This window comes from Streptomyces sp. E-08, assembly GCF_049913095.1.
In the GTDB taxonomy this organism is placed as follows: Bacteria; Actinomycetota; Actinomycetes; order Streptomycetales; family Streptomycetaceae; genus Streptomyces.
In genome coordinates, this window is the sequence record NZ_CP183971.1 from 4,613,034 (window position 1) to 4,630,660 (window position 17,627).

20 protein-coding genes are annotated in these 17,627 nt (G+C 72.8%); 18 read left to right on the top strand and 2 right to left on the bottom strand.

What is annotated here, in order from left to right:
* The first annotated feature begins 55 nt into the window (after positions 1–55).
* The 18 genes from ACN9MM_RS21235 (at position 56) to ACN9MM_RS21320 (ending at position 14,929) form a co-directional block, all read left to right on the top strand.
* On the top strand, positions 56–973 hold the full coding sequence (locus tag ACN9MM_RS21235) for a zinc-binding dehydrogenase (RefSeq protein ID WP_426365078.1): 918 nt from the start codon (positions 56–58) through the stop codon (positions 971–973).
* Positions 974–1,043: 70 nt separating this feature from the next.
* A complete protein-coding gene (locus ACN9MM_RS21240) occupies positions 1,044–1,328 on the top strand; it encodes an acyl carrier protein (protein WP_382867874.1) in 285 nt (94 codons plus the stop codon).
* Entirely contained in the window at positions 1,318–2,574 is a 1,257-nt protein-coding gene (locus ACN9MM_RS21245) for a beta-ketoacyl-[acyl-carrier-protein] synthase family protein (protein ID WP_426365079.1), read from the top strand. The genes ACN9MM_RS21240 and ACN9MM_RS21245 overlap by 11 nt, the downstream gene beginning before the upstream one ends.
* Positions 2,571–3,671, top strand: a complete 1,101-nt coding sequence (locus ACN9MM_RS21250) for a beta-ketoacyl synthase N-terminal-like domain-containing protein (protein WP_426365080.1) — start codon at positions 2,571–2,573, stop codon at positions 3,669–3,671. The genes ACN9MM_RS21245 and ACN9MM_RS21250 overlap by 4 nt, the downstream gene beginning before the upstream one ends.
* A complete protein-coding gene (locus tag ACN9MM_RS21255; protein WP_426365081.1) occupies positions 3,668–5,194 on the top strand; it encodes an FAD-dependent oxidoreductase in 1,527 nt (508 codons plus the stop codon). Before ACN9MM_RS21250 ends, ACN9MM_RS21255 begins: the two co-directional genes overlap by 4 nt.
* The gene (locus ACN9MM_RS21260) at positions 5,191–6,126 is read left to right on the top strand and encodes an AfsA-related hotdog domain-containing protein (protein WP_426365082.1); all 936 of its coding nucleotides are present in this window, start codon (positions 5,191–5,193) and stop codon (positions 6,124–6,126) included. Before ACN9MM_RS21255 ends, ACN9MM_RS21260 begins: the two co-directional genes overlap by 4 nt.
* A complete protein-coding gene (locus tag ACN9MM_RS21265) occupies positions 6,123–6,794 on the top strand; it encodes an HAD-IA family hydrolase (protein ID WP_426365083.1) in 672 nt (223 codons plus the stop codon). Before ACN9MM_RS21260 ends, ACN9MM_RS21265 begins: the two co-directional genes overlap by 4 nt.
* Positions 6,791–7,501 carry a 3-oxoacyl-ACP reductase FabG gene (gene fabG / locus ACN9MM_RS21270; protein WP_382867868.1) on the top strand — a complete coding sequence of 237 codons (711 nt, stop codon included), beginning with the start codon at positions 6,791–6,793 and terminating at the stop codon, positions 7,499–7,501. The genes ACN9MM_RS21265 and fabG overlap by 4 nt, the downstream gene beginning before the upstream one ends.
* A gap of 57 nt (positions 7,502–7,558) precedes the next feature.
* Positions 7,559–8,836, top strand: a complete 1,278-nt coding sequence (locus ACN9MM_RS21275; protein WP_426365084.1) for a hypothetical protein — start codon at positions 7,559–7,561, stop codon at positions 8,834–8,836.
* Positions 8,837–8,867: 31 nt separating this feature from the next.
* On the top strand, positions 8,868–10,400 hold the full coding sequence (locus ACN9MM_RS21280) for an MFS transporter (RefSeq protein ID WP_426365085.1): 1,533 nt from the start codon (positions 8,868–8,870) through the stop codon (positions 10,398–10,400).
* The gene (locus ACN9MM_RS21285; protein WP_426365086.1) at positions 10,397–10,777 is read left to right on the top strand and encodes a 3-hydroxyacyl-ACP dehydratase FabZ family protein; all 381 of its coding nucleotides are present in this window, start codon (positions 10,397–10,399) and stop codon (positions 10,775–10,777) included. Before ACN9MM_RS21280 ends, ACN9MM_RS21285 begins: the two co-directional genes overlap by 4 nt.
* On the top strand, positions 10,774–11,277 hold the full coding sequence (locus ACN9MM_RS21290) for a 3-hydroxyacyl-ACP dehydratase FabZ family protein (RefSeq protein ID WP_426365087.1): 504 nt from the start codon (positions 10,774–10,776) through the stop codon (positions 11,275–11,277). Before ACN9MM_RS21285 ends, ACN9MM_RS21290 begins: the two co-directional genes overlap by 4 nt.
* A gap of 46 nt (positions 11,278–11,323) precedes the next feature.
* Positions 11,324–12,250 carry an ACP S-malonyltransferase gene (locus tag ACN9MM_RS21295; RefSeq protein ID WP_426368790.1) on the top strand — a complete coding sequence of 309 codons (927 nt, stop codon included), beginning with the start codon at positions 11,324–11,326 and terminating at the stop codon, positions 12,248–12,250.
* Positions 12,251–12,264: 14 nt separating this feature from the next.
* Positions 12,265–12,648 (top strand): PPOX class F420-dependent oxidoreductase, encoded by a 384-nt coding sequence (locus ACN9MM_RS21300; RefSeq protein ID WP_426365088.1) that lies wholly within the window; start codon positions 12,265–12,267, stop codon positions 12,646–12,648.
* A gap of 95 nt (positions 12,649–12,743) precedes the next feature.
* Entirely contained in the window at positions 12,744–13,460 is a 717-nt protein-coding gene (locus ACN9MM_RS21305; RefSeq protein WP_426365089.1) for a 4'-phosphopantetheinyl transferase family protein, read from the top strand.
* 66 nt (positions 13,461–13,526) lie between these two features.
* The gene (locus ACN9MM_RS21310) at positions 13,527–13,919 is read left to right on the top strand and encodes a helix-turn-helix domain-containing protein (protein ID WP_426365090.1); all 393 of its coding nucleotides are present in this window, start codon (positions 13,527–13,529) and stop codon (positions 13,917–13,919) included.
* A 23-nt stretch (positions 13,920–13,942) separates the two neighbouring features.
* The gene (locus tag ACN9MM_RS21315) at positions 13,943–14,494 is read left to right on the top strand and encodes a hypothetical protein (protein WP_426365091.1); all 552 of its coding nucleotides are present in this window, start codon (positions 13,943–13,945) and stop codon (positions 14,492–14,494) included.
* Positions 14,495–14,584: 90 nt separating this feature from the next.
* Entirely contained in the window at positions 14,585–14,929 is a 345-nt protein-coding gene (locus tag ACN9MM_RS21320; RefSeq protein ID WP_382867859.1) for a DUF2516 family protein, read from the top strand.
* Positions 14,930–14,998: 69 nt separating this feature from the next.
* Here the strand turns inward: ACN9MM_RS21320 and ACN9MM_RS21325 are convergent, their stop codons facing one another.
* Together ACN9MM_RS21325 and ACN9MM_RS21330 are read right to left on the bottom strand one after the other, a co-directional pair.
* Complete coding sequence (locus ACN9MM_RS21325) at positions 14,999–16,210, bottom strand: PP2C family protein-serine/threonine phosphatase (RefSeq protein WP_426365092.1); 1,212 nt, start codon at positions 16,208–16,210, stop codon at positions 14,999–15,001.
* Between the two features lie 340 nt (positions 16,211–16,550).
* The gene (locus tag ACN9MM_RS21330; protein WP_426365093.1) at positions 16,551–17,600 is read right to left on the bottom strand and encodes an NlpC/P60 family protein; all 1,050 of its coding nucleotides are present in this window, start codon (positions 17,598–17,600) and stop codon (positions 16,551–16,553) included.
* Positions 17,601–17,627: the final 27 nt, after the last annotated feature.

The following is a 17,627-nucleotide window of genomic DNA, read 5'->3' on the forward strand; positions in this document are numbered from 1 at the left end:
TCGGCGGGGACGGGAGTGGGGCGGAGACGTGGGCGGCAACCGCATGTGGGCGTTAGTGGCCGATGGCGAGGGTGGAATCGCGCCCGCCGAAGTCGATCGTCCGGCGATCGAGGCGGGCGAGATCCTCGTCTCCGTGCGGGCCTCCTCGGCGAACTTCGGTGAGGTCACCGACGTCCTGCCGGGCGCCCCCCGAGGCGCCGTCCCCGGCTGGGAAGCCGTCGGTACGGTGCTGGAGACCGGACGGGCCGTCTCGCGGTTACGGCCCGGGGACCTGGTCGCCACACTCGGTGAGTGGGGCGGCTGGGCCGAGTACCGGGCGGTGGACGAGCGGCTCGCCTTCCGTCTGCCGCTGCACAGCTCGCCCACGTCGATGGCCGTCGTCGGAGTCGCCGGCGGTACCGCGATCCGGGTGATCCGCCGGCTGGGATCGACACTGGGCGCCCGCGTGATGGTGACCGGCGCCGCCTCCGCCGTGGGGGTCTTCGCCGTGCAGCTCCTCGTGATGGCCGGCGCGCAGGTGGTCGCCGTGGACCGCAAGCCGGAACGGCACTCCCGGCACCGTGAGTTGGGCGCCGAGGAGGTGCTGACCACGCCGGAGGAGAACCGCGAGCCGGTCGAGGCGGTGATCGACACCGTCGGGGGCGAGGTCCTCGTCCAGGCCTTCCGGCAGCTGAGGGCCAACGGCCGGCTGATCGCGGTCGGTCACACCGCACGCGAGTGCGAGCAGTTCCAGCCGGGGGACTTCGAGGGCGACGAGGGCCGGTACGGCCGCGTCATCGAAACCATGCACCTGCTGCAGGACGACCCGCGGCGCTCGTTGGTCGACGACATCGAGTGGCTCGCCCGGATGGTCGACCGCGGGGGCGTCCTGACCCCCGAGATCCTCGTTCAGGAGAAATCGTCTTTCGCGTCAACGGTGACGCTGCAACCCAGGCCGAACGGATGGGTCAAGACCGTCTTCAAGGTCGGATAGCACCACACCAGCACCCTTGGGCGGCACCGCCGGCACGTTCGGCTGCCCGAAAGCATCGATGGAGGCACAAGTGGAAACCAAGCTCAGCGACGAAACGATCAAGCGCGTCACGCTGGAGATCGTCGTCGACGAACTCGAACTCGACGTCGAGCCCGACGAGGTCGACATGACCGCCAACCTGATCGAGGAGTACGAGGCGGACTCCCTCGGCCTGATACAGGTCCTCGCGCGGGTGAACAAGGAGCTGGCGATCCGCCTGCCGCGCGAGGAGGTCGGGGACCTGCGCACCGTGGACGAGATGGTCCGGCGGATCATCCAGCTCCGCACCGACGAGGAGTCCTCCGTTGAAGCCTAGTTCGCGTCGGGTGGTCGTCACCGGAATCGGCTGCGTCAGCAGCATCGGAACCGGCGTCGAGAACTTCACCGAGGGAATCAAACAGGGCCGGAGCGGGATCTCGGAGATCCGCTCCTTCGACAGCAGTGACTTCAACCGCCATCTGGGCGGCGAGGTCCACGACTTCGAGCCCGAGGCCGTCGTCCGTACCATCGCCCCCGCCGAGTGGGGCCGGACCGCGCAGATCGCGGCCGCCGCCGCCCGGCTCGCGTTACAGGACTCCGGCATCGAGTTGACCGACGACCTCCGGTCGGCGACCGGAGCCATCATCGGGACGACCAACGGGGAGGCCCCCACGGTCGACACCCTCACCGGCCAGTGGCTGGACCGCGGACCCGGCCTCATGGACGCCGACCTGGTCAGCCTGCTCCCCGCGGGCAACATCGCCGCCGCCGTCTCGGTCGAACTCGGCCTCCACGGCGAGACGATGACGATCCCCACGGCCTGCTCGGCGGCCAACTACGCCATCGGGAGCGCCGGGGACAAGATCGCCTCGGGCGAGGCGGACGTCATGTTCGCCGGCGGAGCCGACAGCGTGAACCGGTTCACCCACGCCGGATTCCTCAGCCTCGGAGCCATCTCCGACGGGGTCGGAAGGCCCTTCGACCGGAACCGGACCGGCATCGTCACGGCCGAGGGCGGCGCCGTCCTCATGCTGGAGGAGCTGGAGCACGCCACCCGCCGCGGCGCCCACATCTACGCCGAACTGCTCGGATACGGCCTCTCCTGCGACGCCCACCACATCGTGCACCCGGACGCGGACAGCATCGCGGACTGCATCCGCCGGGCCCACGCCCATTCCGGGATCGACGCGAGCAGCGTCGACTACATCTCCGCGCACGGCACGGGCACGCCGACCAACGACATCACCGAAGTGACCGCCACGCGCAGCGTGTTCGGTGACGCGCACCCGCCGATGAGCTCCATCAAGTCGATGCTCGGGCACACCATGGGCGCGGCGAGCGGCTTCGGTGCGATCGCCTGCTGCAAGGCGATCGAGGACTCCTTCCTGCCGCCGACGATCAACCTCGAAGAGGCCGACCCCGACCTCGGCCCGGACATCGACTTCGTCCCCAGGGAAGCGCGCAGCGCCACGGTGCGGGTCGCCCAGAACCACGGTTTCGCGTTCGGCGGGAACAACGCGATCACGATCTTCGGCGCCGTCGCGGACCAGCCCGTGCCCGCCCTGGCAGGGGAGGCGCTGTGACGACCCGTATCAAGGAACCGCGGATCACGGACGTGTCCGTCCTGTCCGTCGCGGGCCTCGGCCTGGAGGCCCTGCGGGAGCGCCTGAACGCGCCCGCCGCCCAGGACCTTCCGCTGAACCCGCCGCCGCCGGCCGACGCCGCCGACTACGTGGGGATCCCCGGCTCGGTCTCGGCCGTCCCCTCGTTCGACATCACCGACTTCGTGCCCAGGAAGGGCACGAAGAACATCGACCGCACCACCGCGCTCGGCCTCGCGGCCAGCGCCCGGCTCAAGCGGACCCTGACCGAGAGCGCCGGGATCACCGACGACTCCTGGCTGTCCACGGGTGTCGCGATGGGCAGCATGGTCGGCAGCCTCCGCAGCAGCATCGAGCTGGACTCCCGGGTGATCGAGGGGGCCGGCATCGACCTGATCAACCCGGCCCAGTTCCCCAACACCACGATGAACTGCTGCGCGGCCCAGGTCGCGATCTGGCACCGGTTCCGCGGGCCGAACTCGACGCTCGCCAACGGCACCCTCAGCGCCGTCTCGGCGCTGCAGTACGCGGCCCGGCTGATCGACCGCGGCCACGGGCAGCGGATGCTGGTCGGCGGGGTCGAGGAGCTGTCCCCGCACACCGCCTGGGGCATCCGGTCCAAGAAGATCGTGCACGACACCGTGCCCGTCGCCGAGGCCGCCGCCGTGTTCGCGCTGGAGCCCGACGGGCTCAGCGACGCGCCCGCCCTGGCGACCGTCGCCGCCTGCGCGGTGGGCTTCGCCCCCGTGCGTACGGACGCCGGATACACCGAGGCCCTGCGCCGCGTCGCCGGCGGAGCGCTCCGGCGGGCCGGGGTGGACGACACCGCCGTCGACCTCGTCCTGCCCGGTGCCGAGGGCACGGTCCTCGCGGAGGCCGAGCAGGCCGCGCTCGCCGGGTTCGCCGCGCCCCGCGTGGACGTCCGCGCGGCGCTCGGCGAGTGCGGAAGCGCCATGGGAGCCCTCCAGGTCGCGGCCGCCCTCGCGGTCGGACGGCCCGGCGGCACCGCCCTGATCACCGGCATCGACATCTCCGGCGCCGTCGGCGCGGCCGTCCTGCGGATCGGGGCCGGGACATGAGCCCTCGCATCCTGATCGTCGGAGCCGGCCCGGCCGGTCTGGCCGCGGCGGTCTCCTTACGGCTCCAGGGCGTGCCGGTGACGGTGGTCGACAAGGCCGCCGCCCCGCACACCCATCCGAAGGCCGTGGTCCTGTGGCCGCGCGCGCTGGAGATCTTCGAACGCCTCGGCGTCGCCGACGGGCTGGTGGCCGAGGGCCACCCGCTGACCGGCCAGCACTACCACTCCAACGGCACCCGCGTCGCCAGCATGACGTTCCGTCGGCTCCGGCACACCAAGTACAAGTACGCCCTGGCCATCCCGCAGCACACCACGGAGCGCGTGCTGCGGGACCGTCTCACCGAACTCGGCGGCTCGATCCGTACCCACACCGAGCTGACCGGTCTGCGGCAGGACGAGGAGACGGTCACCACGACCCTCGCCGACCTGGGCAGCGGCAGTACGAGCGACGAGACGTACGACTGGGTGATCGGGGCGGACGGCGTCCACAGCTCCGTCCGCGCGGCCACCGGCATCGACTTCGTGGGCCAGACGTACGAGCAGACGTTCCTGCTGTCGGACGGCCCCTGCGACACCGGGCTCGCCACCGACTCCGCGCACTACTTCATGACCGACACCGGCGTGCTCGTCATGGTGCCCCTGCCGGACGAGCAGTGGCGCGCCTTCATCAGCGCACCCCGCGAGATCCCGGAGGGCGAGGCGCTCGTCGACACGGTGGCCCGCGTGGTGACCCAGCGGTCGCCGGTTCCCGTACGGTTCCTCGACGGTCACGCGGCCGGCCGGTTCCGGATCCACCGCAAGGCGGCGGAACGGGTCTGGCAGGACCGGGTGTTCCTCGTCGGGGACGCGGCGCACGCGCACAGCCCGGCGGGCGCTCAGGGCATCAACACCGGCGTGGAGGACGCGACCAGCCTGGCCTGGCGCCTCGGCGGGATCTGCCGTACCCCGGTGTCCACCGCGGAATCCGGCCGGCTCTTCACCCAGTGGGCGGACGAGCGCCACCAGGTCGTCGAGAACGTCCTGCGCGACACCGACCTCCAGACCCGGCTGTGGGGCGTGCGCGGAGTGCGCCGCCGCCTGCGGGACGTCGTGCTGTACGGGGCCGAGCGCACCGGACTGCTCGACCGCGTGGTCATCCCCCGGCAGACCCAGATCACCCAGCGGTACGAACCGGCCCCGGGCCAGGGGCGGCCCAAGGCCGTCGGGGTCCTGCGCAGCCACGCCAGGCTGCCCAACGTCGAGATCCCCACGGGCGGCGGCGGGACCCATCTGCACGACCTCCTGCCGACGACCGAGCCGATCACCCTCGAGTTCGACCCCGCGGGCACCCCGGGTCACCCCACGAAGGTCCGGCACCTCGCCGCCGTCGGCGGGACGGGTCCCGACACCGTCTCGCTCTCCGGTCCGGCCCTCCGGTCCGCGCTGGGCATCAGCCGGCGCGTCACCTGCGTCGTGCGCCCCGACGGGATCGTGGCCGCCCTCGCACCGGACACCGCTCCCGGCAAGGGGGGAGGCGCCTCATGACCACGGCCGTCGAACGCACCTCGCAAGAGCTGGTGCACCGCGCCCACCCGAGGGAGATCCTGGTCTCCCCGCCGAACTGGGACGCCGAACACCGCTACCAGACCACGACGGTCACCACCGACATCAGCACCTACTACCTGGACCACCACGGCCGCCACCGGCTCGACCTGCTGCTGATGACCGAGGCGTGCCGGCAGGCGGCGATCAGCGCCGCCCACCGGTTCGAGGGCCTGCCGCTCGGTGTCGCGGCGTTCTTCAACTCCATCGACGTCCGGCTGAGCGACGTCGACGAGCTGGTGAACTCCACCGAGGAGCTGGTGATCACCACCTCCATGGACGAGATGAGGCTGCGCGGCGACGGATCGCCCAAGCAGATCGTCTACTCGCAGGAGGCCGTCGTCGCCGGCTCGGACCGGCCCGTGCTGAACGCGCGGATGGCCGTCCAGGGCGTGGCCAAGGGCCGGTACCCGGACCTGCGCGCCTACCAGCGCAACGGCTCCGCGGCGCCGACCACCGCGTCGATGCGGGCCACGTTCCGGCGCCACCGGGACATGGCCGAGCCCGAGCGGGTCGGCCGGACCCAGACGGCCAACGTCGTCCTCGCCGGACTGCGGGGGACCGCCGACGGCGCCACCGCGCTCCTGGACGCGGACCTGGCCAACGCCAGCCTGTTCGACCACGACTACGACCACTACCCCGCGATGGTGCTCATCGAGGCGGGCCGGCAGCTCGCCCTGGCGTGCACCGAGCGGGCCGTCGACTGGATCATCAGCGGCTGCCGTGCCGAGTTCCCCGGATTCGCCGAACTCGACACCCCGACCGTCGTCGCCGCCCGGCGGTACGGCGACAACGTCGAGGTCCAGGCCCGGCAGAACGACGTCGTCGTCACCCGCATGTGGTTCGAGCTGACGTCGATGGCGAGGCCGTCATGACGGGCATCGCGATCTGGAGCGACTTCCGCGGCGTCTTCACCCCGCCCCTCGCCGAAGGGGTGCGGCGGTTCTGCGAGGACCGGAACTTCACCCCCGCGCAGATCCTCCCGTGCCTGCGCGCCATCGGCGAGCGCCACGGCTGCCCCGACGGCATGGCCGTCCTCGACTCCGGCGTCCTCGACGAGCGCCGCTGGACCCGGGAGATCGAGCGGGAGCTGCTCGACCGCTACGGCGTCCGCGCCGACCTGTCCGACTTCGGCCCGCGCTGGTGGAGCGACCGGCGGGTCGACGAGGCCTGGGTGGCGGCGCTGCGGGAGTGGCGGGCGGCGGGCGCCTTCGTGGGGCTCATGTCCAACATGCCGGCCGAGTGGAGCGTCCACCTGGGTTCCTTCCCCTCCGTCGCGGACGCCTTCGACGAGGTGCTGCTGTCGTGCGACGTGGGAACCCGCAAGCCCGAGGGGGAGATGTTCCGTCTCGCGGAGGCCCGCTCGGGCCTCGCCCCCCGGTTCAACGTCCTCGTCGACGACCTGCCCGAGAACGCCGAAGGCGCCCGGCAGGCGGGCTGGAGCGGCGTGCTCTCCGGCGGGGACGCGACGGAATCCGCGATCGCGCACATCGACTCGATGGTGCGCGACGCGACAGCGATCAGTGAAGGAGTGGCGCGATGAGCTCGCGATCGGCATTTGTCACCGGGGCCAACCGCGGGATCGGTGAGGCCATCGCCAGGGACCTGGCCAAGCGCGGATACCGCGTGGTGGGCACGTACCGCAGCAACCGCCCCGAGGCGGACGGCGTCTCGTACGTCCACTGCGACGTCCGCGACCCCGACTCGGTGGCCACGGCGGTCCGCGAGGCGCGGGAGGAGCTCGGCGAGATCGACGTCATCGTCAGCAGCGCGGGCATCACCCAGGACGGGCTGCTGATGTCCCAGGCCCCCGACGACGTGGCCGGCGTCCTCGACACCAACCTGACGGGCGCCTTCAACGTGGTCCGCGAGGCCGTGTCCGACATGGTCGCCAACAAGTGGGGCCGGATCGTGTTCGTCTCCTCCGTCATGGGCATGTGGGGCTCGCCCGGACAGACCAGCTACTCCGCCTCCAAGAGCGGACTGATCGGCCTGACCCGCTCCCTCGCCTGGGAACTGGGCCGGGCGCGGATCACCGCCAACGCCGTCCTCCCCGGCCTCATCGAGACCGAGATGATCGCCGGCCTGACGGACCGCAGGCGCGACCAGGTGGTCTCCCAGACGCCGCTGCGCCGGACCGGCACGCCCGAGGAGGTCGCCGCCCTGGTCGGCTTCCTGATCTCCGACGAGGCCGCCTTCATCACCGGCGCCTCGATCCCCATCGGCGGCGGCATCGGCATGGGTCTCTGACCCGTCCCGCCCGCAGCACCCCCCCCGAGCCCGAACCCAGCGAAAGGACCACCCGTCATGGACACAGCCCGGACGACCTCGTACTACCCCTGGCGCGAGGAGTACGTGACCCTTCCCGTCACCGCAGGACCCGGCACGGACGCCCGGATCGGCCTGCTGAAGATCGGCGACCCCGACGCCTCCACCGTCGTCCTGTTCCTCGGCGGCAAGGAGGGCGCGGCCGCCGGGTTCACCGCCCTCGGCCGGACCCTCGCCGCGGTCGCGCCCGGCGTGCAGTTCTGGGCGATGGACCGGCGCGAGGTGTTCCTCACCGACATCTCCCAGGCCGACGCGCCCCTCGAAGAGGCCCTCTCCTACTACCTCGAAGGCCGCTACCAGGGCCCTGACGAGGCGCGCCTCGCCGAGTACGCCGAGTGGGGCCTGGAGGTCCTCGTCGAGGACCTGCGGGTCGCCGTCGCGGCCGCCGCCGAGGGCGGGCGCAAGGTCCTGCTCGGCGGGCACTCCGTCGGCGCCGCCGAGGTCGTGCACTACGCGGCCTGGGACTTCGACGGCGTCGCCGGCCACCGCAGCGTCGACGGTCTGGTCCTCGTCGACGGCGGTGCGCTCAACGCCTTCCGCGGCGCGGGCATGGAGTTCGGCATCGACATCGACACGGCACGCGGCTGGCTGGGCGGCATCCGCGCGGGCGGCGTGTTCGAGACGGACACCTCGACCTCGGCCACCCTCGGCTTCGACGGCCCGCCGGAGTCCGCCGCGCTCTTCTACAAGCTGGCGTCGCGCGCGCTCCTGGAGCAGCCCACCGCCGTCTCGCCGCTCGCCGCCCACCTGCCCGACCGGTACCCGGTGCCGTCCTCGCCGACCAACCACGAGGTCTTCGCCGCCCTGGTCAACCTGGGCAACGCCAAGCCGGGCTACGGGGTGACCGCCGGTCACTTCGAGAACGGGGACTGGGTGCAGGACGGCCCGACCCGGCTCGGTGTCGTCGCGCACGCCCACTCCCTCGGCGCGGGCGCCTTCCAGTGGCGCACCCTGAGCCGCACGCTGCTCGACCTCATCGCCGCGGACTCGCTGCGGCAGAACGAGATCACCGAGCTCCTCGGCCTGCGCGCCTCTCACGCCGCGGAGATCGACGTCCCGGTGCTGGCCTACGCCTCCGCGTTCACCAACGGCTCCTCGCTGGAGGCCGCGAAGGAACTGGCCCAGCTGTCGGCGATCAGCCGCCTCGACCTCGTCGAGGACAAGGCGCTGAGCCACCACGACGTCCTCTTCGCCGACCTGCCCGCCAACTCCCTCGTGCGCGCCCTCGCCTCGTTCGCGAGCTCGCTCACCGCGTAAGCCCAGACGTCACAGACAGGGAGCTCCCACAGTGACCAGCACGGAGTCCGTCCTCCACACGGGCACCGACGACACCCGCGCACCCCGCACCCCCTCGTGGCTGGTGCTCGCGGTGGCGGCGGTCGCGGTCGTCATCGTCCCCCTCGGCGTCAGCGGCACGCCGCTGCTGCTGCCCGGGATCGGCACCGATCTCGGCGGCGGCCTCGCCCCCCTCCAATGGGTGGTCAACGCGTACAACGTCGCCGCGGCGAGCACCATGCTCGCCACCGGCGTCCTCGCCGACCAGTACGGAAGGCGCCGGATCTTCCGCGTCGGCGCCGGCCTGTACCTGGTGTCGCTGCTGGTCACCGTCCTGGCCCAGGACACCGTCGTCATCGACGTGTCCAGGGCCGCCGCCGGGATCGGGGCCGGCGCCATCGTCACGTCGATGACGGCCATCGTGGCCAACGCCTTCGACGGCCCCGCCCGGGCCAAGGCCTTCGGTCTCGTCGGCGTCGTGATCGGCGCCGGGCTCGCCCTCGGCCCCACCATCAGCGGCGTGATCGCCCAACTGTTCAACTGGCGTGCCGTGTTCGGCTTCCACGCCGTGATCGTGGCGCTGGGTCTGATCGGCTCGCTCGCCCTGCAGGAGTCCCGCAACCGGGGTGGCAGCCGGTTCGACTTCGCCGGGGCGGGCCTGTTCACCGTCGCGCTGCTGCTGCTCACGATCGGCACGATCGAGGGCCCGCAGTCGGGGTGGGCGGCCGGGACCACGATCGCCCTGTTCGTGGGCGCGGTACTGGCCTTCGCCCTGTTCGTCGTCCACGAACGGCGCACGAGCAACCCGATGTTCGAGATGAGCCTGTTCGCCGACCGGCAGTTCCTGACGGTGAACCTGGTCAACATCGAGTTCGCCTTCGGGTTCATCGGCCTGCTCCTGCTGCTCCCCGCCTTCCTCCTCAGCGTGGGCGGCCTGGGGAACGGCGAGGCCGGTCTGCGGATCCTGCTGCTGACCGTGCCGATCTTCCTGGTGCCGATGGTGTCCGGCCGGCTGAGCGCCGCGGGTGTGCCGCTGCGGCTGATCCTGGCCGGGGGCCTCGCGCTGATCGGCGCGGGCGCGTTCGGCCTGACCTTCGCCGAGGGCGACAGCGCCCTGTGGGTGCTGGCGGTCCCGCTGATCGTCACCGGAGCCGGTGTCGGTGTGCTCAACGGAGTCATGGACGGTGCGGCGGTCGGCTCCGTGCCGAACACCTCGGCCGGGATGGCGGCGGGCATGTTCAACACGATCCGGCTCGCGGCGGAGTCCCTCGCCTCCGTGGTCGTGGTCGCGCTGGTCGCGTCGTTCGTCCACACGCGGCTCGCGGACGCCTCCCTGCCCGCGGGCCTGGACGCCGCCCGCGCGGCCGACGAGCTCGCCGCGGGTGACGTCGAGCAGCTCTTCGCCCGGTATCCGGACCAGGCCCACACCCTGGCCTCGGCCCACGCCTCGGCGTTCCACCAGGTGATGTGGGTGTCGGTGGTGCTCGCCGCGGTGTCCGTGGTGGCGGTGCTCGTGCTGCTCCGCCGCCGGGACGGCAAGCGGTGACCGCCGGCCGGCAGGTGCCGCTGACCGCGGTGGACACGGTCGAGTCGCGGGACGGCGGATGCGTCGGCCGCAAGCGGGTGCGCGCCGACGACCCGTACCTGGCCGGGCACTTCCCCTCGCTGACGGTGTACCCCGGGGTGTTCCTGATCGAGGGCGTGCAGCAGATGCTCGAACTCCACCTGGACGGCACGGTCGGAGGGATCGAGCTGGTGTCCGTCGAGTCGGCCCGGTTCAGTCTCCCGGTACTGGCCGGGGACGAGGTGGAGTTCGACACGCGGATCACCGGCGAGCGCCCCCTCCTGTCGACGTCGACGAACTGCACCGTCGACGGCCGGCGGTGCGCCCGGATCGCGGCGACCTGGAGGTGCGCGTCATGACCGACCACGCGGACGACCGGGCGGGCAGCCCTCCGGACGTCTATCCGGACCCGGCCGACCTGTTGCCGTACGGGCATCCCGCGCTGCACGTCGACCGGATCCTGGCCCACCGGCCCGGTGCGCTGACGGCCGTGAAGGCCGTGTCGGGGCACGAGCTGGGCGGCCACGCCGGATCGGCGCGACCCGCCCGGCTCCCCTCGACGCTCGTGCTCGAGTCCTTCCTGCAGGCGTGCGGCCTGCTGGTCGCGCTCGACGCCGGGGACGGCGAGCCCGGGCGGCTGCTCGTGTTCGGTTCGGCGCGCAACCTGCGCTTCGAGGGTGCGGTGCGGGCCGGTGAACTCCTCGTGCACGAGGTGGAGCGGGGCGACACGGACGGGGACACCACGGTGTTCTCCGGTGTCTCCCGGACCGGTGACGGACAGCTCGTGCTGACCGTGGAACGCGCCATCACGCTGAGCCGGCCCGCGGACTCCCTCGCCGCGGCGAGCAGCGGCGAATGACCTCCTCCGACGAAAGCGAGACATCGTGTACGACTACGTGATCACCGTGCCGGGACAGGGGGCGCACCGACCGGGGATGCTCGATTCCTGGCTGGAGGGGTCGGCCCGCGGGGCGGACCTGCTCGCCGAGTGGTCGGAGGCCGCCGGGTTCGACCTGGCGGCGGCCGGCCGGGACGCCGTCGCGATGAGCGACACCGCGGTCGCGCAGCCGCTGATCACCGCGACGGCGCTGCTGTCGCTCGACCGGCTGCGCGACCGGCTCGACGCGGCTCCCGGCCGGGTGCTGTACGCCGGGCACTCCGTCGGCGAGCTGGCGGCCGCCGCCGGGGCCGGGTACCTCTCCCCGGCGACGGCGGTCGCCCTGGCCCGGGCGCGGGGCAGGGCCATGTCGGCGGCGTGTGCGGTCGCCCCGACCGGGATGCTGGCGTGCATGCCGTCCAAGCGGGACGGTGCGCCGGACGCGGCGATCGTCGAGGCGATCCACGCCGGGGGACTGACCGTGGCCAACTGGAACGGCAGCCACCAGTTCGTGGCGGCCGGTCCCGTGGCCGCCACGGAGGCCTTCCTCGCGGAGCCGCCGCGCGGGGTGCGCGTGGTGGGCCTCGACGTGGCCGGGGCCTTCCACACCGCGGCGATGGCCCCGGCGCGGGAGGAGTTCGCGGAGGCCGTGGCGCGCGCGCCGTGGCGGACCCCGGACGCGGCGCTGCTGGGCAACGGCGACGGCGCGCTCGTGGCCGGGCCCGAGGACCTCCGGCAGCGGCTGGTCGCCCAGCTCACGTCGGCGGTCCGGTGGGACCTGTGCGCGGAGGCGATCGCCCGGGACTCCTCGGAGCGGACGCTGCACGTCGAACTCGCGCCCGCGGGGCCGCTGACGAAGCTGGCCGAGCGGGCCCGGCCCTGGATCCGGGCGGTGGCGCTGCGGGCGGCGGACGACCTGGAGCGCGTGCCCGCCCTCGCCGGCAGTGGCGCCTGATGGCCCGGCAGGTGGTGCCCGACAGTCATGAGGACCTGCTGACCCGGCCGCTCTTCTGCCACTTCGGGACGCTCAGGGCGGACGGCGCCCCGCAGGTCAACCCGATGTGGGTGCTGTGGGAGGACGGTGAGCTGTCGTTCTCCACGTCGACCACGCGGGTCAAGTACGCGAACGTCACGCGGGACGACCGGGTGTCGGTGTCGGTCAACGACCCGGAGCGGCCGTACCGGTACCTGGAGGTCCGGGGCCGTGTGCACCGGATCGAGCCGGACACGGAGGGCGTGTTCTTCCGGCGCCTCGCCGACCGGTACGGCCGGGAGCTCGGCGGCGCGCTGCCGCCGGACGTCCTCACCCGGGTCCGCCTGGTCGTCCGGCCGGAGACGGCCCGCTGCCAGTGACCCCCCGGGAAACCCCTGTTCAGGCGCCCGCACCGTCCCCCGTTCCGGTGCGGGCGCCGCTTTCCGTGCCGGTCCGGGTGCCGGATCCGGGCCTCGTGCCGCCGTCGCCCCTCCCGGCGCCGGTACGGGAGGCGGGTCTGCTCGCCCGGATCCTGCCGGCCCGCGTCGCTCGCGCCGAGCGTCTCGACGACCTGGAGCCGGTCGCCCCCTACCCGGAGGAGGCGGCGGTGGTGGCCGGGTCGGCGGCCGGGCGGCGCGACGCGTTCCACACGGTGCGGCTCTGCGCCCGGCTGGCCATGGCGGACCTCGGTGTCCCGCCGGCCCCGGTTCTCCCGGGGCCGAAGGGCGAGCCGCTGTGGCCGGACGGGCTCGTCGGCAGCATGACGCACTGCGCCGGCTTCCGCGGGGCGGTGGTGGCCGGGGCCGATGCGCTGGCCGGCCTGGGCATCGACGCCGAGCCGCACGGGCCGCTGCGGCCGGGCGTACTGGAGTACACGGCGCTGCCCGCCGAGCGTGAGCGGCACGCGCGCCTCGCCCGCGCGCATCCCTCGACCCACTGGGACCGGCTGCTGTTCAGCGCCAAGGAGTCCGTGTACAAGGTGTGGTTCCCGCTGACCCGGTCGTGGCTGGACTTCGACGAGGCCGACATCACCCTGCTGCCCGACGGGCGGTTCACCGCGCGCCTGCTCGTCCCGGGCCCGTACGTGGCGGGCCGCAGGGTGCCGGTCCTGCACGGCCGGTGGCTCGTCGCCGGAGGTCTGGCCCTGACCGCCGTGGCCCTGGGCCCGTCGGGGGAGGAGGTGGCGGCGTAGGGAGCCGGGTGCGACTCTTGCAAGCACCTGCTTGCAATAGTTAGCAAAGGCTGGCATCTTCGGAGCATGGCATCGCTCAACGTCGGCAATCTCGGCGACTACCTCCGCGAGCAGCGGCGGACCGCGCAGCTTTCCCTGCGGCAGCTCGCCGACGCCGCCGGGGTGTCGAACCCGTACCTCAGCCAGATCGAGCGCGGGCTGCGCAAGCCCAGCGCCGAGGTCCTCCAGCAGGTCGCCAAGGCGCTGCGGATCTCGGCCGAGACGCTCTACGTACGGGCGGGGATCCTCGACGAGAAGGAGCGGGACGAGCTGGAGACGCGCGGCGTCATCCTGGCCGATCCCTCGATCAACGAGCGGCAGAAGCAGGTGCTGCTCCAGATCTACGACTCCTTCCGCAAGGAGAACGCCGCCGAGGCGGCGCACGCCGCGCCGGATGCCACACCGCCTTCGAGCCAGTAGTCACCTCCGGGAGGAACACCAGCATGGCCATCATCGACGAACTGCGTACCCCTCTCTACTTCGCCGCCGGCACCGCCGACCTCGCCGTGCAGCAGGCCAAGAAGGTCCCCGGCCTGATCGAGCAGCTCGCCGCCGAGGCGCCGGCCCGCATCGACGCCGTGCGGAAGACCGACCCGAAGGCCGTGCAGGAGAAGGTGTCCACGCAGGCCAAGGAGGCCCAGGCCACCGTGCAGTCGAAGCTCGCCGAGGTCGTCGGCAGCCTCGACACCGACCTCAAGAAGCTCGGTGAGACCGCCCAGGACCTGGCCCTGCGCGGGGTCGGCGTCGCCGCCGAGTACGCGGTCAAGGCGCGCGAGAAGTACGAGGAGGTCGCCGCCCACGGCGAGGAGGCCGTCCGTGCCTGGCGCGGCGAGGCCGCCGAGGAGATCACCGAGATCGCCGTGGTCGTCGAGCCGGAGCCGGAGCGCGAGGCCCCCGTCGCCGAGGCCGCCGAGCCCGGGAAGGCGCCCGCGCGGAAGCCCGCCGCCCGCAAGGCCCCCGCCAAGAAGGCGGCCGTCGCCGCCGAGAAGGAGTAGGGCCGGGCACCAATCCGGGTACCCGGTGCGTTGTACCGGGTACCTTGACCGCGAGGCGCTCTCTCTCCATCCCCCTAGGCGGTGCTCAGCATGTTGCGCGCGGGATTCGACTCCCTTCTCTCCCTCGTGATCTTCCTGGTCTTCACCGGCTTCGCCGTCGCCGCGCTCGTCTTCGCCGCCATGGCGCGTGAGGACGCCTACCGCGCCGCCGACAAGCAGACGAAGAAGTTCTGGCTGATCATCCTGGGCATCAACCTCGCCCTGAACCTGCTGCTGCCGATGCTCTTCCTGCAGATCGCCGGTCTGGTCGCGGCCATCGTCTTCATGGTGGACGTGCGCCCCGCGCTCGCGCAGGTCTCCGGCGGAGGCCGGGGCGGCCGCGGCGGCGGCTCCAGCAGCGACGGACCGTACGGCCCGTACAACGGCGGCCGGTAGCCGGCAGACCGAGACGGAACGACGGTACGGACAGTACGGATAACGGACAGTGCGGACAGGGCCCGGGGCTTACCCCCGGGTCCTGTCCCTTTCCAGGGCCAGGACGGCGACGTCGTCCGTCAGCTCGCCGCCGTTCAGGGACCGGACCTCCGTCACGGCCGCCTCCAGGAGCTCCTCGCCCCGCAGGCCCGAGGACAGCTGGCGGTTGATCATCGCGACCATCCCGTCCTGCCCGAGCCGCGGCGAGCCGGGGCCCGCCGAGCGGCCCTCGATGAGCCCGTCCGTGTACATGAGCAGGCTCCACGCGCCGCCCAGCTCGACCTGGCGGCGCGGCCAGCGGGCGCGCGGGAGCAGTCCGAGGGCCGGGCCGCCGTCCTCGTACGGGAGGAGGCGTGCGGCCCGCCCCTGCCGGGCGATCAGCGGTGAGGGGTGTCCGGCCAGGCAGAGGCCGGCCCGGCGCCCGTCGGGCGCGATGTCGACGGTGCAGAGGGTCGCGAAGATCTCGTCGCTCTCCCGCTCGTGCTCCAGGACCTGCTGCATCGTGGAGAGCAGCTCGTCTCCGCAGAGGCCCGCGAAGGTCAGGGCCCGCCAGGCGATGCGCAGCTCGACGCCGAGCGCGGCCTCGTCGGGGCCGTGCCCGCAGACGTCGCCGATCATGGCGTGGACGGTGCCGTCGGGGGTGCGCACGACGTCGTAGAAGTCGCCGCCGAGCAGGGCGCGGGAGCGGCCGGGCCGGTAGTGGGCGGCGAACCGCAGGTCGGAGCCCTCCAGGAGCGGCGTGGGGAGCAGTCCGCGTTCCAGGCGGGCGTTCTCCTGGGCGCGCAGCCGGGACTCGGCGAGCTTCACCTGGACGGCGTCGGCCCGCTTGCGTTCGACGGCGTACCGGATGGCGCGGCTGAGCAGCCGCCCGTCGAGCTCCTCGCGGAAGAGGTGGTCCTGGGCCCCGACGCGTACCGCCTCGGCCGCCAGCTCGGCGTCGGCGGAGGCCGCGAGCGCGAGGACGGCGTGGCGCGGGGCGAGGCGCAGGATGTGCCGCAGCGGGGCGAGCGGGTCGTCGCCGGCGGCGGCCCGGGGGCCGGGCAGGGAGAGGTCGACGAGGACGCAGTGGACGTCGTCGGTGAGGAGCCGCTCGGCCTCGGTGAGGTTCCGCGCGGTACGGATGCGGACCCGGGTGCCGGCGGCGTCGAGCAGTTCGGGTACGGCGAGGGCACCCGCCGGGTCGTCCTCGACGACCAGGAGAGTGAGATCGGTGCGGTCGGTGCCTGTGACTGTGCCTGTCATGGGAGTGGCGTCCAGTGGAGTGGCGTCGCCGGGTCCCGCAGCGGCAGAGACGTTTCTCTGGCGCGGTACGGATACGGGCATCGGTCCGGGTTTCCTTCCCTCCCCCCGAGGGTGCGCAGGGCGCCGGGTGGCGTCCCGCCCGTCCCGGACCATAGCGGTAGGGGGGTGCGCAGCGGAATGGTGATCAGGCTGTGAGAGCGCGCGCCGCGCTTGGCATATGCCGCGGATAGGGAGGTACTTGCCCCCGCGTGCTCCACGCGGGGGCCTCGGACCCATGAGAAACGTCACGCGGCGGGCGTGGCACCGGTCACGCCCCCGGGAGCCCGGAGGGTGGCTCGCGTCACGACGGGCGGACGACTCCGAGGATCTCCATCGAGCCCGCGCCCGCGAGGGTCACGTTCCGCCCCGGGCGCGGCGCGTGCACGATCGCCCCGTTCCCGACGTACATCCCGATGTGGCTCGCGTCCTTGAAGTAGACGATCAGGTCGCCGGGCCGCATGTCCTTGATGTCCACGTGCGGGAGCAGCCGCCACTGCTCCTGCGAGGTGCGCGGGATCCCCAGGCCGGCCGCGCCCCAGGCGCGCTGGGTCAGCCCGGAGCAGTCGTACGAGCCCGGTCCCTCCGCGCCCCAGACGTACGGCTTGCCGATCTGGTCCGTGGCGAACGCGACCGCCTTCCTGCCCTCGGCCGTCGCGCCCTCCTTCAGGCCGTCGAGGACGCCGGTGCCGAGCCAGGTCGTCTGGGCCCGGATCTGGGCCTGCTCCTCCAGGCGCCGCAGCCGCTCGCGCTCCTCGGCGGCGAGCTCGGACTCCAGCTTCTTCGCGGCGTCGATCCTGGCGTTGATCTCCTTCTTCGCCTTGGCCTGGCGGACGCGGTTGGCCTCCAGCTTGGTCCAGTTGGTGCCGGCGTCCTTGGCGTACGTGTCCAGCTCGGCCTGGGAGCGGTTCATCTCGCCGAGCAGGTCGGTGGTCGCCTTGGCTCCGGCCTTGAGCCGTCCGGCGGTGTCGAGGAAGAGCTGCGGGTCGTTCGTGAGGACGAGCTGCGCGCCGTCCGGGAGCCCGCCGTTGCGGTACTGGGCTCGGGCCTGGGCGCCGGCCCTGGCCTTGAGGTCGTCGATCTTCTCGCGGCCGTCCACGATCATCCGGGCGAGCCGGACGATCTCGGCGGACTGCTCCTTGGTCTTCTCCTCCGCGAGGTTGTACGCGTCGGTGGCGACGGCCGCCTTCCGGTACAGGTCGTCGATCTCCGCGCGCACCTCCTCCAGGCTCTTCTTCGGCGGGGGAGGCGGGAGCGGCGCGGCCGAGGCCTGGAGGGTCAGCGCGGGAGAGGCCAGCACGGTCAGGGCGCAGATCACGGTGATCGCGGCAGTGGCGTGGCGGCGTCGGTTCACGAGCTCCCCCTCGAGTGACCCATATCT